A 19976-nucleotide genomic window follows, 5' to 3' on the forward strand; every position below is an offset into this window, starting at 1 on the left:
ATTAACCCCTTGCCGTATCCAGTGCGGTCTGAACTGTTTCGAGTAGCTCGTTCCAGCTGGTCACAAACTTTTCGAGGCCTTCGACCTCGAGCTGCTCAACTACCTCAAGATAGGAGATCCCGATGTTTTCGAGGCTGTTCAGCACTGAGTTGGCGTCGTCGTACGTTCCGGTGATCGTATCGCCGGTGATCACCCCGTGGTCCGCCGTCGCCTCAAGCGTTTTTTCGGGCATGGTGTTGACGACGCCGGGTGCCACCAGTTCGGTGACGTACAGGGTGTCAGGTAGTGCCGGGTCCTTGACCCCGGTGGATGCCCACAGGGGACGCTGCCGCCGGGCTCCGGCGGCAGCGAGAACTTCCCACCGCTCCGTCTCGAACAGCTCCTCGTACACCTGGTAGGCGAGCCGGGCGTTCGCCAACCCTGCCTTGCCTTTCAACGCTGCGGCTTCGTCGGTCCCGATGCCGTCCAGACGCTTGTCGATCTCGCTGTCCACGCGGGACACGAAGAAGGATGCGACCGAGTGGATGGTCGAGAGGTCGAACCCGTTTTCCTTCGCCTGCTCGATGCCGAGCATGAAGGCGTTGATCACAGCCCGGTAGCGCTCCAGGGAGAAGATCAGGGTGACGTTGACGCTGATCCCGGCGGCAAGGGTGCACGCAATTGCTTCGAGGCCCTCGACGGTGGCGGGGATCTTGATCAGGACATTTGATCGCTGCACCTTGGCGTGGAGGCGCTTAGCCTCGGCGATGGTGCCCTCGGTATCCCGGGACAACCGGGGGTCAACCTCGATGGACACGCGACCGTCGACGCCGCCGGTGCTCTTGGCTGCTGCGCCGAAGATGTCGCAGGCCTGGGCGACGTCGTGGGTGGTGATGTCGAAGACAGCGTCATTGACGGGGATGTTGGCTGCAGCCAACGCCTCGACCTGGGTCGCGTAGGACTCGCCCTGCTGCAGTGCCGCGGCGAAGATGCTGGGGTTGGTGGTGACGCCAACCACGTTGCGTTCCTCGATCAGGTGCTTGAAGGCGCCCGAGTTGATGCGCTCCCGTGAAAGGTCATCGAGCCAGATCGATACGCCGGCCGCGGAAAGGTCTGATGTGGGTGTTGAAGTCATGGTGGATCTCCTTGAATTGTCGGCTGTTACTGCTGGTCGCCGGTTTCGGATGATGCGGGGCCGGACCACGCCGGCGTGCCGTTGGGTGCCCGGTGGTCGCCTGCAACAGCGATGGAGTCGCGGGCTGCCTGGACGACGGCGTCGGCGGTGATGCCGAATTCGTTGAACAGCCGCTTGTAATCAGCGGATGCACCGAAGTGTTCCAGGGACACTGACCTGCCGGCATCGCCAATGAGTTCGCGCCAGCCGAGGGCCACCCCGGCCTCCACGGAAACCCGCGCCTTGACGGTGCCGGGAAGCACCGATTCACGGTAGGTCTCGTCCTGGCGGTTGAACCATTCAAGGCTCGGCATCGAAACGACGCGGGTAGCGATGCCCTCCGCCTGCAGTGTTTCGCGTGCCTCAACAGCCAGCTGAACCTCCGAGCCGGTGCCGATCAGGATGACATCGGGAGTGCCGCCGGTCGCTTCGGCGAGGACGTAGGCACCCTTGGCTGCGCCTTCAGCTGAGCCGAAGGTGTCGCCGTCAGCTGCACCGGTGCCGCGTGCATAGGTGGGAATGTTCTGCCGGGTCAGGACGATCCCCGCCGGGTTCTCGGTGTTTTCGAGGATGGTGCGCCAGGCGACGGCCACCTCGTTGGCATCACCCGGGCGGACGACGTCGAGCCCTGGAATTGCGCGCAGGGCGGCCAATTGCTCCACCGGCTGGTGGGTGGGACCGTCTTCGCCCAGGCCGATGGAGTCATGGGTCCAGACATAGATGGACGGGACCCCCATGAGTGCGCCCAACCGGACGGCCGGACGCTGGTAGTCGCTGAAGATCAGGAAGGTGCCGGAGAACGCCCGGGTGCTGCTGTGCATCACGATGCCGTTGACGATCGCGGCTGCTGCATGCTCGCGGATCCCGAAGTGCAGCACCCGGCCGTACGGGTTGCCCTGCCAGGTGTCGGTCTGCTTGCCCTCGGGGATGAACGACGGCGACCCCTCGATCGTCGTATTGTTCGATTCTGCGAGGTCGGCCGAGCCACCCCACAGTTCCGGGAGCACCGGGCCAATGGCTGAGAGCACTTTGCCGGATGCGGCCCGCGTGGACATGTCCTTGCCCGCCTCAAATTCGGGCAGGGCGTCATCCCATTTGGCCGGGAGGGTCCGGGAGGCGATCCGGTCGAGGAGCTTGGCGTTCTCGGGGTTGGCCTGCTGCCAGGCGCCAAATGATTTGTCCCATTCGGAGCGCAGGGCCTGCCCGCGGTCGCTGACCTGCCGGGCGTGGTCCAACACCTCGGGGGCGACGTCGAAGTGCTTGGCCGGATCGAGGCCGAGGGTCTCCTTGAGGGCTGCGACCTCGTCTGCGCCGAGGGCCGAACCGTGGATCTTGCCGGTGTTCTGCTTCGTCGGTGCCGGCCAGCCAATGATGGTCCGCAGTGACACGATCGAGGGCCTGGACGTCTCGTCCCGAGCCGCTGTCAGGGCGTTGTACAGTTCCTGGACGTCTTCGACGTAGTCGCCGGTCTTGGTCCAGTCAACGCGCTGGACATGCCAGCCGTAGGCCTCGTAGCGCCCGAGTACGTCCTCAGTGAACGCGATGTCGGTGTCGTCCTCGATGGAGATGTGGTTCTCGTCGTAGAGGACCACCAGATTGCCGAGCTCCTGGTGTCCGGCCAGCGACGAGGCTTCAGCCGTGACACCCTCCTGGAGGTCGCCGTCGGACGCGATCACCCAGATGGTGTGGTCGAATGGACTCTCGCCGGCGGCGGTATCGGGATCCATCATGCCGCGCATCCGGCGCTGGGCGAAGGCGAACCCGACTGCCGAGGCTAGGCCCTGACCCAGCGGCCCGGTGGTGATTTCGACGCCGGCGGTGTGGCGGTATTCCGGGTGGCCGGGGGTTTTCGAGCCCCAGGTCCGCAGGGACTGGAGGTCCTCGAGTTCCAGTCCGTACCCGGAGAGGAAGAGCTGAATGTAAAGGGTCAAGGAGGTGTGGCCCGGCGACAGCACAAACCGGTCGCGGCCGGTCCACTCAGGCTGGGAGGGGTCATGCCGGATTAGTTTCTGGAACAGCAGGTAGGCCGCGGGCGCCAGGCTCATAGCCGTGCCGGGGTGGCCGTTTCCCACCTTCTCCACAGCGTCTGCTGCCAACACCCGGACGGTATCCACCGCACGCGTGTCCAGTTCGGTCCAGGTCAGTTCTTGCGTATCAAGCTGCGGCACGAAACCTCAGCCCCTCTCTGTGCTCCACGGCCAGCGCCGCGGCGCCCTGTGGGACTGGCGATCGCCGTCTTTGCGCACCGGAACAACTGGCCGTTCACCGTTGTAAAAACCTGCATTCTGGCTACCCACGCCCCGCGGCCACCATTTTACCGGCGGAAACGGGCTGGGCATTAGGGTCAACCCTATCGTCTTGGGCCGGTTTTCAAATTTGTGGTTCACATCGTGACGTGACGAGTCTCCGGGGCGCATCCGGCGAGGTTACTTCTACAGTCTGTAAAATCTGGGAGGGAGGGGACGGTATGATGAGAGAGGACTTTCCCCCCAGCAGAAACGGCAGTGTTACCTCGTGAAGACCGAGCAGGATCCGGGCCTTGCCAGCACAACGGGCACCAGTACGGGTTTCAAACGCAAGGCCAAGGCCTATCTCGCTCTGACCAAGCCTCGCGTGATCGAGCTGCTGCTGGTCACCACACTGCCAACCATGATTTTCGCCCAGGGCGGACTACCCGGTGTCTGGCTGATGATTTCGACCATGGTCGGTGGCGCACTGGCCGCCGGCAGCGCCGGTTCGTTCAACTGTTACATTGACCGCGACATCGACAAGGTGATGCACCGCACCGAGAAGCGGCCGCTGGTCACCGGTGAGGTTTCCCCCCGCGAAGCCCTGATCTTTTCCTGGGTGCTCGGCGTTGCCGCCATTACCCTGCTGTGGTTCGGCGCCAACCCCTTGACCGCTGGTCTCGGCGTGGTAGCCATCTTCTTCTATGTGGTCATCTACTCGCTGATTCTGAAACGCCGCACGCCGCAGAACATTGTCTGGGGCGGAGCCGCTGGCTGCATGCCGGTACTGATTGCCTGGGCCGCTGTCACGAACACCATTGAGTGGCCAGCCGTGGTCCTCTTCCTCATCATTTTCCTGTGGACGCCGCCGCACTACTGGCCGCTCTCCATGAAGTACAGCGACGATTACAACGCGGCCAAGGTGCCGATGCTGGGCGCGATCGCCGGTGCCCGCGTTGTGTCCGTCCAGGTGGTCCTCTACGCCTACGCAACGGTCGCCTGCTCACTGCTGCTCATCCCCGTGGGCGGGGCGGGCTGGGTATTCACCGTCGCGGCCCTCGCCGCCGGTATCTGGTTCCTGTCGGAAACCCACAAGCTCCACACCTCTGCGGTGCGCGGCACGGTCACTGACAAGGGCTCCATGAAGGTGTTCCACGGCTCGATCAGCTACCTCACCGTAGTGTTCCTCGCGCTGGCCATTGATCCGTTCATCGGCGGCCCGGTCTTCTAACCAGTGGGTACGACTAGCATGGGCACATGGTGTTCAACGGTCTAATCGCGTATCCAGTCACTCCCTTTCACGGGAACGGTGACATCAACTTCCCCGAGCTGGCGTCGCTGGTGTCCTCCCTCGCGTCCTCGGGGGTCGATGCCATCGCGGTGCTGGGCTCCTCGGGTAGTTTCGCCTACCTCAGCGCCGCTGAACGATCGCAGGTCGCCTCGACCGCCGTCGACGCCGCCCAGGAGTCCGGCGTTCCCGTCGTGGTGGGGATCAGCTCGGTGGGGACGAGGGAAGTGCTCGACGCCGCCCGGGACGCCGAGCGCGCCGGAGCCTCAGGTGTGGTGCTCTCACCGGTGTCTTATGTGCCGTTGAACAACGATGAGGTGGCGACCCAGACCGCTGCCGTCTGCGAGGTCACGTCCTTGCCGATCTGCCTTTACAACAACCCCGGCACCACCCAGTTCCACTACGACCTGGAACTGGTCGCCGAACTCCTTGACCTCCCCAATGTGCAGGCGTTCAAGGACACTGCCACCGACGTGGTGTCCTTCCGGCAGCGCTACGACAGGTTGCGGTCACTGACCAGCCAGCCGTTCAGCCATGGGCTGAGCGGGGACCTGCTGATCGCCTCGGGCGATATCGCAGCGGACGCCTGGCATACCGGTCCCGCGGCGCTGCTTCCCCGCGCCTACACCGAGTTTCGGGCGGCGGTAGTCAGTGGGGATGGTGCCCGGATTGCTGAGTCGCGGAAGCTTCTGCTGCCGGTGGTGCAGGCCGTCCTGCGGCTGCGGAAGCTGAGCGGGCTTCATTCACTGGCGAAAGCGTGTGGCATCGACGCCGGGGACCCGCGGCTGCCGGTATTACCCGTGCCGGGTAGTGAGCAGCGCGACCTGGCACGCCTGATCGACGCGCTTGAGGTTATCGGTCGTCTCTGAAGCCCGCGGGCTCCGAGGCGACACCGTGGTCGTCGGATTCCAGTGTGGCCCGCTCCTGGCGGCTTGCCGCCAGATAGACGCTGTTGGCCATGGCCGCCGTCAGCACTGATGCTCCGAGCATATGCAGGGCCACCAGCACGACGGGCAGGTGCAGAAAGTGCTGCAGGTAGCCGAGGGCGCCCTGGGCAAGAACCACCGCGGCGAGGATCACCACCGATGTCCTGAGTCGTGACGCTGCCGACTCGCGGTACACCAGCACCAGCGCGACGGCGACCGTGAGTACCAGCAGATAGACCGGCGCCGCGTGGATCCGGGTCATGAGGTCGGGGTCGAGGTTGTTCCGGGCGGCGCCAGCGTCACCGGCGTGCGGGCCGGATCCGGTGACGATCACTCCGAGGAAGACCGTGATGGCTGTCAGCACTGCCGCAGCGGTCAGGATCTGACGCAGCAGCCGTGATCCCAGCGGCGCGGCCGACGTTGCCGCCTGCGCGGTGGTGATCCGTGCCCGGTTGACCAGCACCGTGGCAAGGACAATCAGAACCATCGAGACGATGAAATGCCAGCCGACCACCCAGGGGTTGAGCTGGGTCAGCACCGTGATGCCGCCGAGGATAGCCTGCGCGGGGATGCCTGCGGCCAGCGCGATGGCGAGCCGGAACAGGTCCTTGCGTTCCTTGCGCAGATTCCAGAGGGATACCACCATGGCGATGGCAATGGCTGTCAACACGAAGGTCAGCAGCCGGTTGCCGAACTCGATCACCCCGTGGATGCCCATCTCCGGTGTATTGACGATCGACGTGGCGGTGCACCTGGGCCACTCAGGGCAGCCCAATCCTGAGGCCGTGAGCCGCACGGCACCGCCGGTCACCACGATCATGATCTGGGAGATCAGCGAGGCGAGGGCCAGACCGCGAACGGACCGCGAGTTGGTGCGGGGGAGTTTCGCTGTGAGACGGCTCCAGCCGGTGGGTGCAGGGTGTGTCATGTGTGCTAACTCCATTTGAACCAGCGGATGGCGGCGAGGCTGGACAGGAAGGCCCACGCCGCGAGGATAAGGAACGCAGGAAGGTTGAAGGCCCCGTCGATGAGCGCCGACCGTAGTCCGTCGCCCAGCGCCGAGGACGGCAGGATGTCAACGAACGGCCGCATGGCATCGGGCAGCAGCGTCCCGGGGAGCACAATACCGCCGGCCACGGCCAGCAGGATCCACACCAGGTTGGTCACGGCAAGCGTCGCCTCCGGCCGGAGGGTTCCAGCCACCAGGAGGCCCAGGGCTGTGAATGCCGCAGCGCCGACGATCAATTGCACCAGCCCAGGCAGCATCCCCGCAGCATCCGGGCGCCATCCCAGCAGGACCGCAACGGTACCGATGACCACCAGCTGGACTGCCAGGACAACGACGACGCCGAGCACCTTCCCCAGGATCAGCCCTGGTTTACCCAGGGGAGTAGTGGACAGGAACCGCAGCACGCCGTAGCGGCGGTCGAAGCCGGTAGCGATGCCCTGCCCGGTGAAGGCAGTGGACATGGCACAGAGCGCAATGATGCCCGGGGTCGCTGCGTCGATTCGGCTGTCCGCCATCCCGTCAAGGAACGGCGTCAGGACCAGGACCACCAGACCGAGCAGGGGCAACGCAATGGCCAGGACCAGTTGTTCCCCGTTGCGGAGCATGGACAGCGCCTCGTAGCGGCCCTGCAGGAGGATGCGTTTAGCCAGCGGAGCGGCAGTGCTCATCGGATTTCCCGTCCGGAGATGTCGAGGAACACGTCTTCGAGGGACCGGGGTTGCATGCTGATGGACAGGGGCAGGACGCCGGCCTCTTCCCACCACCGTGCAAGTCCCGCCAGGTCGGCGGGGGTGAAACAGCCAGCCACCGAATAGCGGCCGGGATCGGTTTCCCTGAAGGTTAGCGCCGGAAACGCGCCGGCCGGGAGGCCGAGGCCTGGGGCGGCCTGGAAGCGGAGATCCCGGTACGTGTCGCCGGCGTCGTCGGCGGTCAGGTCAGCGACGGTGCCGTGGGTGACGGTGCGGCCCGTGTCGAGAATGTAGACATAATCGGCGAGCTTCTGGGCGTCGTCGAGCAGGTGGGTGGTGAGGATGATGGCCAGCCCCTCAGCGCGGAGTTCACGGATCAGGTCGAACACGATGGTGCGTGACTGCGGATCCAGTCCTGCGCTGGGCTCGTCCAGGAAAAGCACCTCGGGGTTGCCGATCAGCGCGCAGGCGAGGGCGAGCCGCTGTTTCTGGCCGCCGGAGAGCCGTCGGATGCCCGTGGTGGCGTAGGAGTTGATGCCCAACCGGTCGGCCAGCTCGGCCACCGGGCGGGGTGCGCCGTACATGGCCGCCACATGGTTGAGCAGGGCCAGCGGCCGGGCCGACGGCGGGAGCCCACCTTCCTGCAGCATCACTCCGACTCTGCTGCGAAGCGCCGCTCCGGCGTTGAACGGGTTCTCACCGAGTAGCCTGACCGTCCCACCGTTGGGGCGCTGCAAACCCTGCGCGCATTCGAGGGTGGTGGTCTTGCCGGCACCATTCGCGCCGAGGAGCGCCGTGACCTGCCCGGGGTAGGCTCGAAGGTGGACGCCGTCGAGCACCCTGACCATCTTGCCGTCGAGCGCGGAAACGGGTCCAAAGTCCTTGACGAGCGCTTCAACTTCCAGCGCGGGAGAGGGGTTTGGCACTCAATTATTCTACGGCATGTAGTAGCTGTGCCTTCCCGTGCGGAACCGCCCTTCGGATAGCCTCGCCTTACTGGCAGTGGGGAACAGATTAGGACATGATTGTGTTGTCTATTCTGTGGGCATAAATCTGTGCCGCGGATTCCGGAGGAGGCGACATGAGCAATTCATCCCCAGCCAGCACCTTCCCGGCTGAGGCGCGCCCAAATGGCTCCCAGCCAAATGACTCCCGGCCCAACAGCTCCCGCCCCAACGGTTCCAGGCCCAGTGAGGTCGAGGACCGGACCCGCAGCAAGGTGCTCGCCGCGGTCCTCGAACACGGCCCGGTCAGCGCGGCTGAACTCGGTGAACGCCTGGGGTTCACCCCGGCGGCCGTCCGACGCCACCTTGATGCCCTGTCCCGCAAACAGCTCATCGAAGTGAAACTGGTCGGCAACCCCTCTTCGGGAGCGGGCCGGCCGGCCCGCAGGTACGTGCTGAGCCAGCGCGGGCAGACCGAGCTGGGCACCGACTACCTGTCCATCGCCAAGGCGGCTCTGACGCAGCTCCAACTGGTCGCCGGTCCCGACGCCGTCGACGAGTTCGCCCGGACCCGCTTCGCCGAGATGGAAACCCGGTACCGCCCCCTGGTGGAAGCCGCCGGCCCCGACCTCGAAGACCGCGCCCGTGCGCTGGCCGGAGCACTGACCGCGGACGGGTTCGTGGGGTCCACCACGGTTGTCGGGCGGAACGCCCCGAACGCTGCCATGCTGGCGGTCCAGCTCTGCCAGGGTCACTGCCCGGTGCAGGAGCTCGCCGCCGATTTTCCCTCGTTCTGTGACCAGGAGACCGAAGTATTCTCCCGGCTGCTCGGCGTCGACGTACGCCGGCTGTCCACGCTGGCGCGCGGCGGCCACGTCTGCACCACCCACATACCTGTGGGCCGGGTAATACCGGCCCCCGCCGGGACTGACATCCCCGGGCTAGAACCGACCGTATCCAACCATCAGCATGAAAGGCCGTGATGACGGATCAAGTAGACCAGAAGACAATGGCTGAGCCAGCCGTTCCGGAAGCAGTAATCAGTGACATCCTGGAGCGCAATCCGGAGCTCGAAGGCATCGGTAACTATGCTTTCGGCTGGTCGGATAAGAACGACGCCGGCGCCAACGCCAAACGCGGACTCAGCGAAGAGGTCGTCCGCGACATCTCGGCCAAGAAGGACGAGCCCCAATGGATGCTTGACCTGCGCCTGAAAGGCCTCAAGTACTTCGACCGGAAGCCCATGCCCGCCTGGGGTGCTGACCTGTCGGGCATTGACTTCGACAACATCAAATACTTCGTGCGCTCCACCGAGAAGCAGGCTGGCAGCTGGGAAGAACTCCCCGAAGACATCAAGAACACCTACGAGAAGCTCGGTATCCCCGAGGCAGAGCGTAACCGCCTGGTCTCAGGCGTGGCGGCCCAGTACGAGTCCGAGGTGGTCTACCACCAGATCAACGAGGAGCTCGAACGCCAGGGTGTCATCTTCATGGACACCGACACTGCGCTGAAGGAACACCCCGAGTTCTTCGAGGAGTACTTCGGCTCGATCATCCCGGTGGGCGACAACAAGTTCGCATCGCTGAACACGGCCGTCTGGTCCGGCGGCTCCTTCGTCTACGTGCCACCCGGCGTTCACGTTGAGATCCCACTGCAGGCCTACTTCCGGATCAACACGGAGAACATGGGCCAGTTCGAGCGGACCCTCATCATCGCCGATGAGGGCTCCTACGTGCACTACATCGAAGGTTGCACCGCCCCGATCTACACGTCGGACTCCCTGCACTCGGCTGTCGTCGAGATCGTGGTGAAGAAGGACGCCCGCGTCCGCTACACCACCATCCAGAACTGGTCGAACAACGTGTACAACCTGGTCACCAAGCGGGCTATCGCCCACGAGGGCGCCACCATGGAGTGGGTTGACGGCAACATTGGCTCGAAGGTCACCATGAAGTACCCGGCCGTCTACCTGGTAGGGGAGCACGCCAAGGGCGAGACCCTGTCCATTGCTTTCGCCGGCGAGGGTCAGCACCAGGACACCGGTTCGAAGATGGTGCACATCGCACCGAACACCAAATCATCGATCATCTCCAAGTCGGTTGCCAGGGGCGGTGGACGGGCCGCCTACCGCGGGCTGGTCCAGGTCCGCGAGGGTGCCACGCATTCGGCGAACACTGTGCGCTGTGACGCCCTGCTGGTGGACACGATCTCCCGGTCCGACACCTACCCGTACGTGGACATCCGCGAGGACGACGTCACCATGGGCCACGAGGCAACCGTCTCGCGCGTCAGCGAGGAACAGTTGTTCTACCTGATGTCGCGCGGCATGCCCGAGGACGAGGCCATGGCCATGATCGTGCGCGGGTTCATCGAACCCATCGCCCGTGAACTCCCCATGGAGTACGCCCTCGAACTGAACCGCCTGATCGAACTCCAGATGGAAGGGGCAGTAGGCTGATAATGGCTGAAGCTACCCAATTAGACGCTCCGGCGTCCGAAGAGAAAATTGCCATCGACGGTTTCACCGAAGAAGGGGAAAACCTTTCCCCCTTCAACGAGGGCACCGACCAGCATGGCGCGAAAAAGCACAGCCACGGCGACGCCCCGGTCATCCCCGAGGCATCCCGCGGTGAGCGGCTCAAGTCTTACAGGCTGGCCGACTTCGCACCGCTGAACGGCCGCGAAGAGGACTGGCGGTTCACCCCGCTCAAGCGTCTCCGCGGGTTGCACGACCAGCCGCTGACCGGTTCGGGGCCCACCGTTGAGGTTTCCGGCGCCACCAACATCCAGGTGGAAACCGTCGGCCGCGACGACTCCCGCATCGGCTCCGCGTCCATCCCCGATGACCGGGTCTCGGCCGCAGCCTGGGAAGCGTTCACTGAGGCCACGGTCGTGACCATCCCGGTGGAGACGATCGCGGACAGGGACATCCAGATCACCATCAATGGCGTCGATGAGGCCCCTGCAGCCCAGCACCTGATCATCACCGCGGAGCGGTTCTCAAAGGCCGTCGTGGTGCTCGATCACCACGGCAAGACCACCCTCGCGCAGAACGTTGAAATCGTCGTCGGCGACGGCGCTGAACTCACCGTCGTCAGTGTGCAGGAATGGGACGACGACGCCGTCCACACCTCCACCCAGCAGGCCAAAATCGGTCGGAACGCGAAGTTCAAGCACGTCGTGATCAGCCTGGGCGGAGACCTGGTGCGGATGACGCCGTCGTCGCTCTTCACCGGACCAGGCTCCGAGGTCGAGATGTACGGACTGTACTTCGCCGACGCAGGCCAGCATCTTGAGCAGCGCCTCCTGGTGGACCACGCCGTCCCGAACTGCAAATCCCGCGTCACGTACAAGGGCGCGCTGCAGGGCCAGGACGCTCACACCGTCTGGGTCGGCGACGTGCTGATCCGCAAGGAGGCGGAGGGGACCGATACGTACGAAACGAACCGTAACCTCCTGTTGACTGACGGAACGCGCTCGGACTCGGTGCCGAACCTGGAGATCGAAACTGGTCTCATCGAGGGTGCAGGCCACGCCAGCGCCACCGGCCGGTTCGACGACGAGCACCTGTTCTACCTGATGGCTCGCGGCATCGACGAGAAAACCGCCCGCCGACTGGTGGTCCGCGGTTTCCTCAACGAGGTCATTCAGCAGATCAAGGTGCCAGCCCTGGAGGAGCGACTGACCGACGCCGTGGAGCGGGAACTCGCGGCAGGAAACATCTGATGGCTGATGCACCGAAGGGCGAACTGGTCTGCAATGTCAACGACATTGAGGTCCGCCAGGCCCTGCGCATTCTGATCGACGACTATCCGGTGGCTGTGGTGAAGGACTCCGAGGGTGCAATCCATGCTCTCGGGGACACCTGCTCGCATGCCGATATCTCCCTCTCCGAGGGGGACGTCGAAGGATGCGTCATCGAATGCTGGGGACACGGATCGCAGTTCGATCTGCGCAGCGGCGCCCCGCTGCAACTGCCGGCCTATGAACCTGTCCCAGTGTTCGCCCTGGAAATTCACGGCGACGAGGTCTACGTGGACATCACCACCGTCACCAACGGTGCCGCTGTCCCGGACCTCGGCTAGCCGCCACACACTTTTCGACTACTTAGCTCGAACACCTACTGCACTCCCTGCCACGCAGGGCGCGAAGGAGAACCACAGATGTCCACCCTTGAAATCAAGGACCTCCACGTCAGCATCGAGACGGAGCAGGGGGTCAGGAAGCAGATCCTCAAAGGGGTCAGCCTGACCATCAACACCGGCGAGTCACACGCCATCATGGGGCCCAACGGTTCCGGCAAGTCGACCCTCGCCTCGACGATTGCCGGTCACCCCCGGTACCTCGTTGACAGCGGATCCATCACCCTCGACGGTGAAGACGTCCTCGATATGAGCGTCGACGAGCGGGCCCGCGCCGGCCTGTTCCTGGCCATGCAGTATCCGGTCGAGGTACCCGGCGTCACCATGACCAACTTCCTGCGGACCGCGAAGACTGCCCTCGATGGCAAGGCTCCGAGCCTGCGTCACTGGACCAAGGACGTCAAGGAAGCGATGTCGCAGCTGCGCATCGACGCCGACTTCGCCCAGCGCAACGTCAACGAGGGTTTCTCCGGCGGCGAGAAGAAGCGTGTCGAAATTCTTCAGCTCGAGCTGTTCAAGCCCCGCTTCGCCATCCTGGATGAGACCGATTCAGGCCTCGACGTCGACGCGCTGAAGGTCGTGTCCGAAGGCGTGAACCGCGAGCATTCGAAGGGCGAAATGGGTACCCTGTTGATCACCCACTACACCCGGATCCTGCGCTACATCAAGCCGGACTTCGTCCACGTGTTCGTTGACGGCAGGATTGCTGAACAGGGTGGCCCTGAGCTGGCCGACCGCCTCGAGGCCGAAGGCTACGACCGCTTCGGCGCCCAGTCCCCGGCTCCTGCTGTCACCACGGCCGGCGCCTAGGCTCAGCAGCAAGTGAACTCGGTAACACTTCGAGAAGGTAGAGAACAATGAGTGAAGTGAACGCGGGACAGACCGCGCTTGACGACGTCGAGGAAGCCCTCAAGGACGTGATTGACCCCGAGTTGGGTGTCAACATCGTTGACCTTGGCCTCCTGTACGGCCTGAAGTACGCCGACGACGGCGCCCTGCTGATCGACATGACGCTCACCACGGCGGCGTGCCCGCTGACTGACGTCATCGAGGAGCAGGTGGGCCTGTCGCTGGACGGCGTAGTGGACGACTGGCGCCTGAACTGGGTGTGGATGCCACCATGGGGTCCCGAGAAGATCACCGACGACGGCCGCGACCAGATGCGGGCCCTCGGCTTCAACATCTAGGACGCTCCTGCGCAGCATTCCCGGAGCAGCGCAGCAGAAAACGGCAGGCGCCCAGATATAACTGGGGCGCCTGCCGTTTTCTGCTGCGCTAGCCGTTTTTTGGGGCGCCTGCCGTTTTCTGCTGCACTAGCCGTTTTTTGGGGCGCCTGCCGTTTTCTGCTGCACTAGCCGTTTTTTGGGGCGGCTGCCGGTTCTTGCTGCGCTAGCCGGTTTGGGCCGGTCCGCTGGGGTCTGCAGCGTTCGGTTCCCCGAGACCCCGGGCCGCCAACGCCTCGCCGGTCTGGTGGGCGTAGGCGACGGCGCCGATCACCACCGGGATCACCAGGGCCCGCGGGTTCCGTTCCAGACCGCGGGCCTTTGCCGCGTCCCGGACGTCCGCTACCGAGCCCACAAGATACGGGAGGCTCCGGGTCATCAGGGCAAGCGTCAGGCCGAACCGCTCGGGGTCGGCGCCCAGCCGCCGAAACGGGACGGCGAGGGCGACCAGCCCATCCAGGAGGCGTTGGCCCTCGGTGGTCAGGGTCAGCAGGCGGGCCGCGAGGAGGCACGTGGTGATGTTTCCCACCACCTGCAGGGCCGATTCCGGGCCGTTAGCGATGATCTGGTAGCCGCCGAGGATCACGAGCATGGGCCAGACCGGCACCAGCGGTCGCCACAGGTGGATCGGGGGCAGGCGTGCACCGATCAGGTAGCCAACTGCCACCAGCCCAAATGCGACGGCGGTCAGCGCCAGTAGGTTTACCACCAGCACGCTCGTGGACAGCAGCAGTACAGCAAGGCCTTTCACCCACAGGGGAGTCCGGTGGAGCAGCGAATCACCGGCGACGTAGGTGCCGAACAGGCTGCCGTGGCCCCTCATGGGTGGTGTTCCGGCAGCGGGTCCGCCTCGAGATGCATTCTCCGGTAGTGGTCGATCGCTGCGCCGGGGTCGCCGTCGAACACCAGCTGTCCCGCGTCGATGACCAGCACCCGGTCGCTGTCCCTGGCGAAGTCGAGATCATGGGTGGTGAAGACCACCTGTTGGTCCAGTCTGCGGAACACGCTGCGGACCCGGCGCTCGTTGCGGAGGTCAAGCAGGGTGGTGGGTTCGTCTGCGACCAGGATGGCCGGGTCGACGGCGAGGACCGTGGCCAGCGCCATCAGCTGCCGCTCCCCGCCGGAGAGGTCGTAGATGCTTTGCTCTGCCAGCGGCCCCAGCCCGAACCGCTCCAGGACGGCCAGTGCCGCGGTTCGCCGTTCGGTAGGGTTGCGCAGCCGAGCCCGCAGCGACAGCTCAACATCCTCAAGCCCGGTGGGCATCACCAGTTGGGACAGGGGATCGGTAAACACGAATCCCACCCGCTGCCGGACCGCCCGGCCGGCCTTGACCGTGTCGAGTCCTGCCACCAGGACGCTCCCGGCAGTTGGAGGGATCAGTCCGTTGATGAGTTTCAGCAGAGTCGACTTCCCGGACCCATTGGCGCCGATGACCGCGATCCGACGCTCGGACAGTTCCAGCGTCAGCGGCGCCAGAATCAGTCGCGCACCATCCGGGCCATCGACGCTGACCGCAGCACCCTCGAAAACGATCATCGGCTAGCTGCTCCGGCGGCTCACGTGGCCGTCACAGAAGCATTCCGGCCTGCGCCAATCAACCGGGGGAACGCCCGGTGCACACTCAACCCGATCGCTGCTGCAACGAGGTTCTTCACCACGTCGCCGGGCAGGTAGATCACGTCGGCGAGGATTGCGGTCACGAAGTCCAGCTTGCCGTTGATCATCAGACCAGCAATCCCGAGGGTGTGGACCACCAGCAGGCTGGTCACCATGCAGGCTGCGAACAGGGCGGCATACCTGAACCGGCGCACCCGGACCAGGACGAGACGGGCCAGGAACCCGGCGACGAGTGCAGCAAGAGGGAACGCCAGAAGGTAGCCGGCCGACGGGCCAGCGAGGACACCCACGCCCCCCGAAAAGCCAGCGAAGATCGGCAGACCAGCCAGGCCTACCGCCACATACAGTGCCACTGCAGCGAAGCCACGGCCGGGTCCAAGGACAATTCCGGTCACCATCACGGCGAGAGTCTGCAGGGTCAGGGGTACCCCGAGCGGGCCGGCGGGGATAGCAGGTAGGATTGCTAGAGCGGCCACGAAGGCCGCGAAGACCGCGATCAGCGAAAGATCTGTGGCACTCCAGCGGCGCCTGGCGTGAGTGGGAGTACCCACAGCGGCGGCCGCGGGAGCCTGATTCTCCAGATGCATGGTGACTCTTCCTGTTAGTTATCGACAACAGTGTGCCGTCACTTACTGAGATTAGTGCCACCAGTTCTTATTTCGCTTGTAGGTTTCCTACAAAATTAGGCATCCAGCAAACTCCAATGATGCGGAACCGTTCCATTGAAAGGCCACGTAATTGATTACCGTCTCGAACTTAGAGCTTCGCGCGGGAGCGCGCCTGCTTATGGATGCGGTGTCATTCCGTGTTGACCGCGGGGACAAGATTGGTCTGGTGGGTCGAAATGGTGCCGGCAAGACCACTCTGACCAGGGTCCTGGCGGGGGAGGGTCTGCCGGCCGGCGGGTCCGTCACCCGAAAGGGCGAAATCGGGTACCTGCCCCAGGACCCGCGGACACCCAATATGGAGCAGTTGGCCCGGGACCGGATCCTTTCGGCGCGGAACCTCGACGTCGTCGTCACCAAGCTGCGGGCCGCCCAGGAAGACATGGCGAGCGAAAACAATTCGGTGCGCGACAAGGCGATGGCCCGCTACGACCGGATCGAAGCAGAATTCCTTGCGCACGGCGGGTACGCTGCCGAAGCGGAGGCAGCCGCGATTTCCTCGAACCTCGCCCTGCCGGACCGGATCCTGAACCAGCCGCTGAGCACCCTCTCCGGTGGTCAGCGCCGGCGTGTTGAACTTGCGCGCATCCTGTACTCGGGCGCGGAGACCATGCTCCTCGATGAGCCAACCAACCACCTTGACGCTGACTCCATCACCTGGCTGCGCGAGTTCCTCAAGAACCACCAGGGTGGCCTGATTGTGATCAGCCACGATGTGGACTTGCTGGAAGCGACGGTGAACAAGGTGTTCCACCTGGATGCCAACCGCGCCACGATCGACATCTACAACATCGGCTGGAAGCGTTACCTGCAGCAGCGCGAGACTGATGAACGCGCGAGGAAGCGTGAGCGCGCCAACACGGAGAAGAAGGCCCAGGTCCTCATGGACCAGGCCAACAAAATGCGGGCCAAGGCCACCAAGGCAGTTGCTGCGCAGAACATGGCGAAGCGTGCGGAACGCCTGCTGGGCGGGCTGGAAGCGGTGCGCGCGCAGGACCGCGTTGCTGCGCTGCGGTTCCCCGAACCGTCCCCGTGCGGCAAGACCCCCATGACCGCCGAGGGGCTCAGCAAGTCCTACGGTTCGCTGGAGATCTTCACCGACGTCGACCTCGCCATCGACCGCGGATCGAAGGTAGTGATCCTCGGACTGAACGGTGCTGGCAAGACCACCCTGCTGCGGATGCTCGCCGGCGTCGACAAACCGGACACCGGCGAAGTCATCCCCGGGCACGGCCTGAAGGTGGGCTACTACGCCCAGGAACACGAAACCCTCGACACTGAGCGGACCGTCCTCGAGAACATGCGCTCCTCGGCACCGGACATGAAGGACGCCGAAGTCCGCGGTGTCCTCGGGTCCTTCCTCTTCACGGGCGACGACGTCGACAAGCCTGCCGGGGTGCTCTCCGGTGGTGAGAAGACTCGACTGGCTCTGGCCACCATCGTCGCGTCGTCAGCCAACGTGTTGCTGCTCGACGAACCGACCAACAACCTAGACCCCGCCAGCCGTGCCGAGATTCTGGGGGCGCTGCGCAACTACAGTGGCGCCGTCGTCCTGGTCAGCCACGATGAGGGAGCGGTTGAGGCGCTCAACCCCGAACGGGTGGTGCTGCTACCCGACGGCGTCGAGGACCTTTGGAGCGATGACTATCTCGACCTGGTGACGATGGCCTAATAGCCGCGCGCGTCGAGGTAGGCGTCTTCTTCTTCCTCGGCGGTGGGGCGGCGCTGTCGTCGCGACGGCAGCGCCGAGATGGTGCCGTTGGCTTCTGCGGCCTCTTCTTCGTCCGTCCGCTGCTGCTGCCGGGCGGCGTAGCCGAACCCCACGAACAACAGGCCGCCGAAGGCGAACCACTGCATGGAGTAGGACAAGTGCGGTCCGGCGTCCAGGGACGGACGGGGGAAGATCCGCGGCGAAGTCGCCGGTGCCGGACTTTCGGCTGACATCAGCCCGTAGGCACCCGTCTGAAGCTCGTAGTCGAGGACCTCGTCGTACCGTGCCAGGTTGATGGACGCGATCTGGCCCTCCGGGGCCCCGCGATCCAGCTGCGGCTCACCCGGCTTGATCCTCGCCGTCACGGTGACCTCGCCGTCGGGCGGCTGAGGGAAAGCATCGGGACGGCCCGCCGCATCATTGCCGATCGGTAGCCAACCGCGGTTGATAATCACCGCTGACCCGTCCGCCAGTTTGAGCGGCACCAGCACTTCGTAGCCGGGGCGTCCGCTGAAGGGACGGTTGCGCACCACCAGCTGGTTGGCCGTGTCATAGGTTCCGGTCAGCTCAATGGGCAGCCATTCCTCGGCAGGGTCAAACGATCTGAAGTCGGCGGTGTCCGCTGCATACGGGACGGCTGGCTGGTCATAGTTGGCTTCGATCCGTTGGATCGTGTCAGCCAGCTGGTCACGACGGTCGAGCTGCCACATACCGAGGGAGCTGCACGCGACGGCGAGCAGGACCACGAGGGCAAACCACCCCAGCCAGCGGGGCGAAACGAGAAAACGGTACATCTATGCTGTGTCCTCGGCTGAGCCCGCCAGGGGCAGGGTTTCCTTCCACAGATCACGGGTCTGCAGGTAGTTCTCCAGCCAGTCGCGGTGCTCCCCACACGCAACCCAAATTTTCCGGCGCTCTGGCGTATGGATTTTTGGGTTGTTCCATAGCAGCTGCCAGGTTGCGGGCAGCCGGCACGCCTTGCGTGAGCACACGGTCTCGGCGGGCCGGCCGCCCGGCTCCCGCGTGGTTCCTGGGGCAGCGCTGAGCTGCTGCAGCTGGTCAAGAAGATTCATACGGTGGGACGTCCCCTGTACAGCTTGTCGTTGGTGGTGGCCGGGTCGACGTCGTCGTCGTCAATAATTTCGCCCTGCAGCACGTCGTCGGTGGGCTCCGGGGACACCGGGGCCGCGGTCTCAAGAGCGGGGAGGGGCACGTTATCGATCAGCGACTGGCTGTGGGGCAGGTCGCTGGTGTCGGACCCACCGTTAGCGAAGATCACCGCGAAGTACGGCAGCACCACCGCACCAACGATCACCACCCACTGCAGCCAGCCCTCAACGAAAAAAACGAGGACGATGCAGACGAGACGGATACCCATCGAAATGGAATATTTGATCATTCGCCCGCGTATTTCATCGCTGTGGGCGCTTCGCGCATCGGTAATACTGTGGACGTCAGCGCCATGCCGGATTTGCTTGCTCATCACACTCCAAGGGACCTTTCTATTGTCTCACTCAGTGCCCCAAGATGTTAAAAGCCTGGCAGCCACCAAAGGTTCCCCCGGCGGCTGCCCTTCGCCACATTCTTGCAGTTCAGCAGGTCCCAGCTAGGATCGGCAGGGATAGTTGGAGCAATGATTCTGGAGGAATCCGTGGCAGACGCCGAGCAGGGACGCAGTGTTTTGGTAACCGGAGGCAACCGCGGCATTGGGCTTGCCATTGCGCGAGCCTTTGTTGAGAACGGTGACCGGGTGGCCATTACCTACCGCAGCGGGGAGGTTCCTGAGGGACTTCTCGGTGTGAAAGCCGACGTCACCAGCGAAGCGCAGGTCGACGCCGCGTTCACCGCCGTCGAGGAAGCCCACGGCCCCGTCGAGGTGCTGGTCGCCAACGCCGGGATGACCCGTGACACGCTGCTGCTGCGGATGAGTGAGTCGGACTTCACCGACGTCATCGACACCAACCTCACCGGCGCGTTCCGCGTCATCAAGAGGGCTTCGAAGGGGATGATCCGCCTCCGGAAAGGCCGCGTGGTGCTGATCTCTTCGGTGACGGGGCTGTACGGTGCTCCCGGGCAGATCAACTATTCGGCGTCGAAGGCGGGCCTGATCGGCATCGCCAGGTCGCTCACCCGCGAACTGGGTTCGCGGGGTATCACCGCGAACGTGGTGGCTCCGGGTTTCATTAACACCGATATGACCGCCGAGCTGCCCGAGGACACCCGCAAAAACTACCTCGCCACCATCCCGGCCCGACGGTTCGCTGAGCCGACCGAGGTGGCCAACGTGGTGCGGTGGATTGCCAGCGACGACGCCGCCTACATCTCCGGAGCGGTCATCCCCGTCGACGGTGGACTGGGCATGGGCCACTAACAGCACAGCG

General features: G+C 64.5%; 21 protein-coding genes. 10 read left to right on the forward strand and 11 right to left on the reverse strand.

The genetic code is table 11. The annotated features are described in order from the left end of the window. Position 1: 1 nt before the first annotated feature. Together tal and tkt are read right to left on the reverse strand one after the other, a co-directional pair. A complete protein-coding gene (gene tal, locus DDA93_RS00115; RefSeq protein ID WP_019483800.1) occupies positions 2-1114 on the reverse strand; it encodes a transaldolase in 1113 nt (370 codons plus the stop codon). 26 nt (positions 1115-1140) lie between these two features. After that, on the reverse strand, positions 1141-3321 hold the full coding sequence (gene tkt, locus DDA93_RS00120) for a transketolase (RefSeq protein WP_116777761.1): 2181 nt from the start codon (positions 3319-3321) through the stop codon (positions 1141-1143). A 346-nt stretch (positions 3322-3667) separates the two neighbouring features. On the opposite strand from tkt, the gene DDA93_RS00125 reads away from it, so the two are divergent. Together DDA93_RS00125 and DDA93_RS00130 are read left to right on the forward strand one after the other, a co-directional pair. Further along, on the forward strand, positions 3668-4612 hold the full coding sequence (locus DDA93_RS00125; RefSeq protein WP_116777762.1) for a heme o synthase: 945 nt from the start codon (positions 3668-3670) through the stop codon (positions 4610-4612). Between the two features lie 26 nt (positions 4613-4638). Further along, positions 4639-5538, forward strand: coding sequence for a dihydrodipicolinate synthase family protein (locus DDA93_RS00130; RefSeq protein WP_116777763.1), 900 nt, complete (start codon positions 4639-4641; stop codon positions 5536-5538). On the opposite strand, the gene DDA93_RS00135 is transcribed toward DDA93_RS00130, so the two are convergent. The 3 genes from DDA93_RS00135 to DDA93_RS00145 are packed head-to-tail and all read right to left on the reverse strand — an operon-like array spanning position 5522 to position 8219. Next, positions 5522-6523: a COX15/CtaA family protein gene (locus DDA93_RS00135; RefSeq protein WP_019483804.1), complete on the reverse strand. Its 1002-nt coding sequence runs from the start codon at positions 6521-6523 to the stop codon at positions 5522-5524. The two genes, DDA93_RS00130 and DDA93_RS00135, sit on opposite strands and share 17 nt — an antisense overlap. 5 nt (positions 6524-6528) lie before the next feature. After that, positions 6529-7272, reverse strand: coding sequence for an ABC transporter permease (locus DDA93_RS00140; protein ID WP_024477360.1), 744 nt, complete (start codon positions 7270-7272; stop codon positions 6529-6531). Beyond that, entirely contained in the window at positions 7269-8219 is a 951-nt protein-coding gene (locus DDA93_RS00145) for an ABC transporter ATP-binding protein (protein WP_116777764.1), read from the reverse strand. The genes DDA93_RS00140 and DDA93_RS00145 overlap by 4 nt, the downstream gene beginning before the upstream one ends. A gap of 155 nt (positions 8220-8374) precedes the next feature. Between DDA93_RS00145 and DDA93_RS00150 the strand changes: the two genes are divergently transcribed. The 6 genes from DDA93_RS00150 (at position 8375) to DDA93_RS00175 (ending at position 13566) form a co-directional block, all read left to right on the forward strand. Further along, positions 8375-9220: a helix-turn-helix domain-containing protein gene (locus tag DDA93_RS00150; protein ID WP_019483807.1), complete on the forward strand. Its 846-nt coding sequence runs from the start codon at positions 8375-8377 to the stop codon at positions 9218-9220. Beyond that, the gene (sufB, locus tag DDA93_RS00155) at positions 9220-10695 is read left to right on the forward strand and encodes a Fe-S cluster assembly protein SufB (RefSeq protein ID WP_019483808.1); all 1476 of its coding nucleotides are present in this window, start codon (positions 9220-9222) and stop codon (positions 10693-10695) included. The genes DDA93_RS00150 and sufB overlap by 1 nt, the downstream gene beginning before the upstream one ends. 2 nt (positions 10696-10697) lie before the next feature. Next, complete coding sequence (gene sufD / locus DDA93_RS00160; protein ID WP_019483809.1) at positions 10698-11963, forward strand: Fe-S cluster assembly protein SufD; 1266 nt, start codon at positions 10698-10700, stop codon at positions 11961-11963. Beyond that, the gene (locus DDA93_RS00165) at positions 11963-12322 is read left to right on the forward strand and encodes a non-heme iron oxygenase ferredoxin subunit (protein WP_019483810.1); all 360 of its coding nucleotides are present in this window, start codon (positions 11963-11965) and stop codon (positions 12320-12322) included. The genes sufD and DDA93_RS00165 overlap by 1 nt, the downstream gene beginning before the upstream one ends. A gap of 78 nt (positions 12323-12400) precedes the next feature. Then, positions 12401-13189, forward strand: a complete 789-nt coding sequence (gene sufC / locus DDA93_RS00170) for a Fe-S cluster assembly ATPase SufC (protein ID WP_019483811.1) — start codon at positions 12401-12403, stop codon at positions 13187-13189. A gap of 47 nt (positions 13190-13236) precedes the next feature. Beyond that, positions 13237-13566 (forward strand): metal-sulfur cluster assembly factor, encoded by a 330-nt coding sequence (locus tag DDA93_RS00175; protein WP_019483812.1) that lies wholly within the window; start codon positions 13237-13239, stop codon positions 13564-13566. Positions 13567-13768: 202 nt separating this feature from the next. On the opposite strand, the gene DDA93_RS00180 is transcribed toward DDA93_RS00175, so the two are convergent. Genes DDA93_RS00180 through DDA93_RS00190 form a run of 3 tightly spaced genes read right to left on the reverse strand, consistent with a single transcriptional unit; the run spans position 13769 to position 15806 of the window. Continuing rightward, positions 13769-14425, reverse strand: a complete 657-nt coding sequence (locus DDA93_RS00180; RefSeq protein WP_116777765.1) for an energy-coupling factor transporter transmembrane protein EcfT — start codon at positions 14423-14425, stop codon at positions 13769-13771. Then, positions 14422-15138, reverse strand: coding sequence for an ABC transporter ATP-binding protein (locus DDA93_RS00185; protein ID WP_116777766.1), 717 nt, complete (start codon positions 15136-15138; stop codon positions 14422-14424). The genes DDA93_RS00180 and DDA93_RS00185 overlap by 4 nt, the downstream gene beginning before the upstream one ends. Before the next feature lie 20 nt (positions 15139-15158). Further along, positions 15159-15806, reverse strand: coding sequence for a biotin transporter BioY (locus DDA93_RS00190; RefSeq protein WP_116777767.1), 648 nt, complete (start codon positions 15804-15806; stop codon positions 15159-15161). Between the two features lie 151 nt (positions 15807-15957). On the opposite strand from DDA93_RS00190, the gene DDA93_RS00195 reads away from it, so the two are divergent. Beyond that, positions 15958-17556 carry an ABC-F family ATP-binding cassette domain-containing protein gene (locus DDA93_RS00195; protein ID WP_116777768.1) on the forward strand — a complete coding sequence of 533 codons (1599 nt, stop codon included), beginning with the start codon at positions 15958-15960 and terminating at the stop codon, positions 17554-17556. Here DDA93_RS00195 and DDA93_RS00200 read toward each other — a convergent pair. Genes DDA93_RS00200 through DDA93_RS00210 form a run of 3 tightly spaced genes read right to left on the reverse strand, consistent with a single transcriptional unit; the run spans position 17553 to position 19078 of the window. Continuing rightward, positions 17553-18389 carry an SURF1 family protein gene (locus tag DDA93_RS00200; RefSeq protein WP_116777769.1) on the reverse strand — a complete coding sequence of 279 codons (837 nt, stop codon included), beginning with the start codon at positions 18387-18389 and terminating at the stop codon, positions 17553-17555. The genes DDA93_RS00195 and DDA93_RS00200 overlap by 4 nt on opposite strands. Next, positions 18390-18668, reverse strand: coding sequence for a hypothetical protein (locus tag DDA93_RS00205; RefSeq protein WP_116777770.1), 279 nt, complete (start codon positions 18666-18668; stop codon positions 18390-18392). Continuing rightward, complete coding sequence (locus DDA93_RS00210; protein ID WP_024476529.1) at positions 18665-19078, reverse strand: DUF3099 domain-containing protein; 414 nt, start codon at positions 19076-19078, stop codon at positions 18665-18667. The genes DDA93_RS00205 and DDA93_RS00210 overlap by 4 nt, the downstream gene beginning before the upstream one ends. A gap of 150 nt (positions 19079-19228) precedes the next feature. On the opposite strand from DDA93_RS00210, the gene fabG reads away from it, so the two are divergent. Beyond that, positions 19229-19966 carry a 3-oxoacyl-ACP reductase FabG gene (fabG, locus tag DDA93_RS00215; RefSeq protein ID WP_019482668.1) on the forward strand — a complete coding sequence of 246 codons (738 nt, stop codon included), beginning with the start codon at positions 19229-19231 and terminating at the stop codon, positions 19964-19966. Positions 19967-19976 lie beyond the last annotated feature (10 nt).

The sequence above is a fragment of the Arthrobacter sp. Bz4 genome (genome assembly GCF_003075455.1).
Taxonomy (GTDB): Bacteria; Actinomycetota; Actinomycetes; order Actinomycetales; family Micrococcaceae; genus Arthrobacter_D.

Excerpts from the sequence above, each read along its gene's own strand:
- tal (WP_019483800.1), bottom strand. The coding sequence starts at position 1,114 with ATGACTTCAACACCCACATCAGACCTTTCCGCGGCCGGCGTATCGATC.
- DDA93_RS00130 (WP_116777763.1), top strand. The coding sequence starts at position 4,639 with ATGGTGTTCAACGGTCTAATCGCGTATCCAGTCACTCCCTTTCACGGG.
- DDA93_RS00135 (WP_019483804.1), bottom strand. The coding sequence starts at position 6,523 with ATGACACACCCTGCACCCACCGGCTGGAGCCGTCTCACAGCGAAACTC.
- DDA93_RS00140 (WP_024477360.1), bottom strand. The coding sequence starts at position 7,272 with ATGAGCACTGCCGCTCCGCTGGCTAAACGCATCCTCCTGCAGGGCCGC.
- DDA93_RS00150 (WP_019483807.1), top strand. The coding sequence starts at position 8,375 with ATGAGCAATTCATCCCCAGCCAGCACCTTCCCGGCTGAGGCGCGCCCA.
- sufB (WP_019483808.1), top strand. The coding sequence starts at position 9,220 with ATGACGGATCAAGTAGACCAGAAGACAATGGCTGAGCCAGCCGTTCCG.
- sufD (WP_019483809.1), top strand. The coding sequence starts at position 10,698 with ATGGCTGAAGCTACCCAATTAGACGCTCCGGCGTCCGAAGAGAAAATT.
- DDA93_RS00165 (WP_019483810.1), top strand. The coding sequence starts at position 11,963 with ATGGCTGATGCACCGAAGGGCGAACTGGTCTGCAATGTCAACGACATT.
- sufC (WP_019483811.1), top strand. The coding sequence starts at position 12,401 with ATGTCCACCCTTGAAATCAAGGACCTCCACGTCAGCATCGAGACGGAG.
- DDA93_RS00175 (WP_019483812.1), top strand. The coding sequence starts at position 13,237 with ATGAGTGAAGTGAACGCGGGACAGACCGCGCTTGACGACGTCGAGGAA.
- DDA93_RS00180 (WP_116777765.1), bottom strand. The coding sequence starts at position 14,425 with ATGAGGGGCCACGGCAGCCTGTTCGGCACCTACGTCGCCGGTGATTCG.
- DDA93_RS00185 (WP_116777766.1), bottom strand. The coding sequence starts at position 15,138 with ATGATCGTTTTCGAGGGTGCTGCGGTCAGCGTCGATGGCCCGGATGGT.
- DDA93_RS00190 (WP_116777767.1), bottom strand. The coding sequence starts at position 15,806 with ATGCATCTGGAGAATCAGGCTCCCGCGGCCGCCGCTGTGGGTACTCCC.
- DDA93_RS00200 (WP_116777769.1), bottom strand. The coding sequence starts at position 18,389 with ATGTACCGTTTTCTCGTTTCGCCCCGCTGGCTGGGGTGGTTTGCCCTC.
- DDA93_RS00205 (WP_116777770.1), bottom strand. The coding sequence starts at position 18,668 with ATGAATCTTCTTGACCAGCTGCAGCAGCTCAGCGCTGCCCCAGGAACC.
- DDA93_RS00210 (WP_024476529.1), bottom strand. The coding sequence starts at position 19,078 with ATGAGCAAGCAAATCCGGCATGGCGCTGACGTCCACAGTATTACCGAT.
- fabG (WP_019482668.1), top strand. The coding sequence starts at position 19,229 with ATGATTCTGGAGGAATCCGTGGCAGACGCCGAGCAGGGACGCAGTGTT.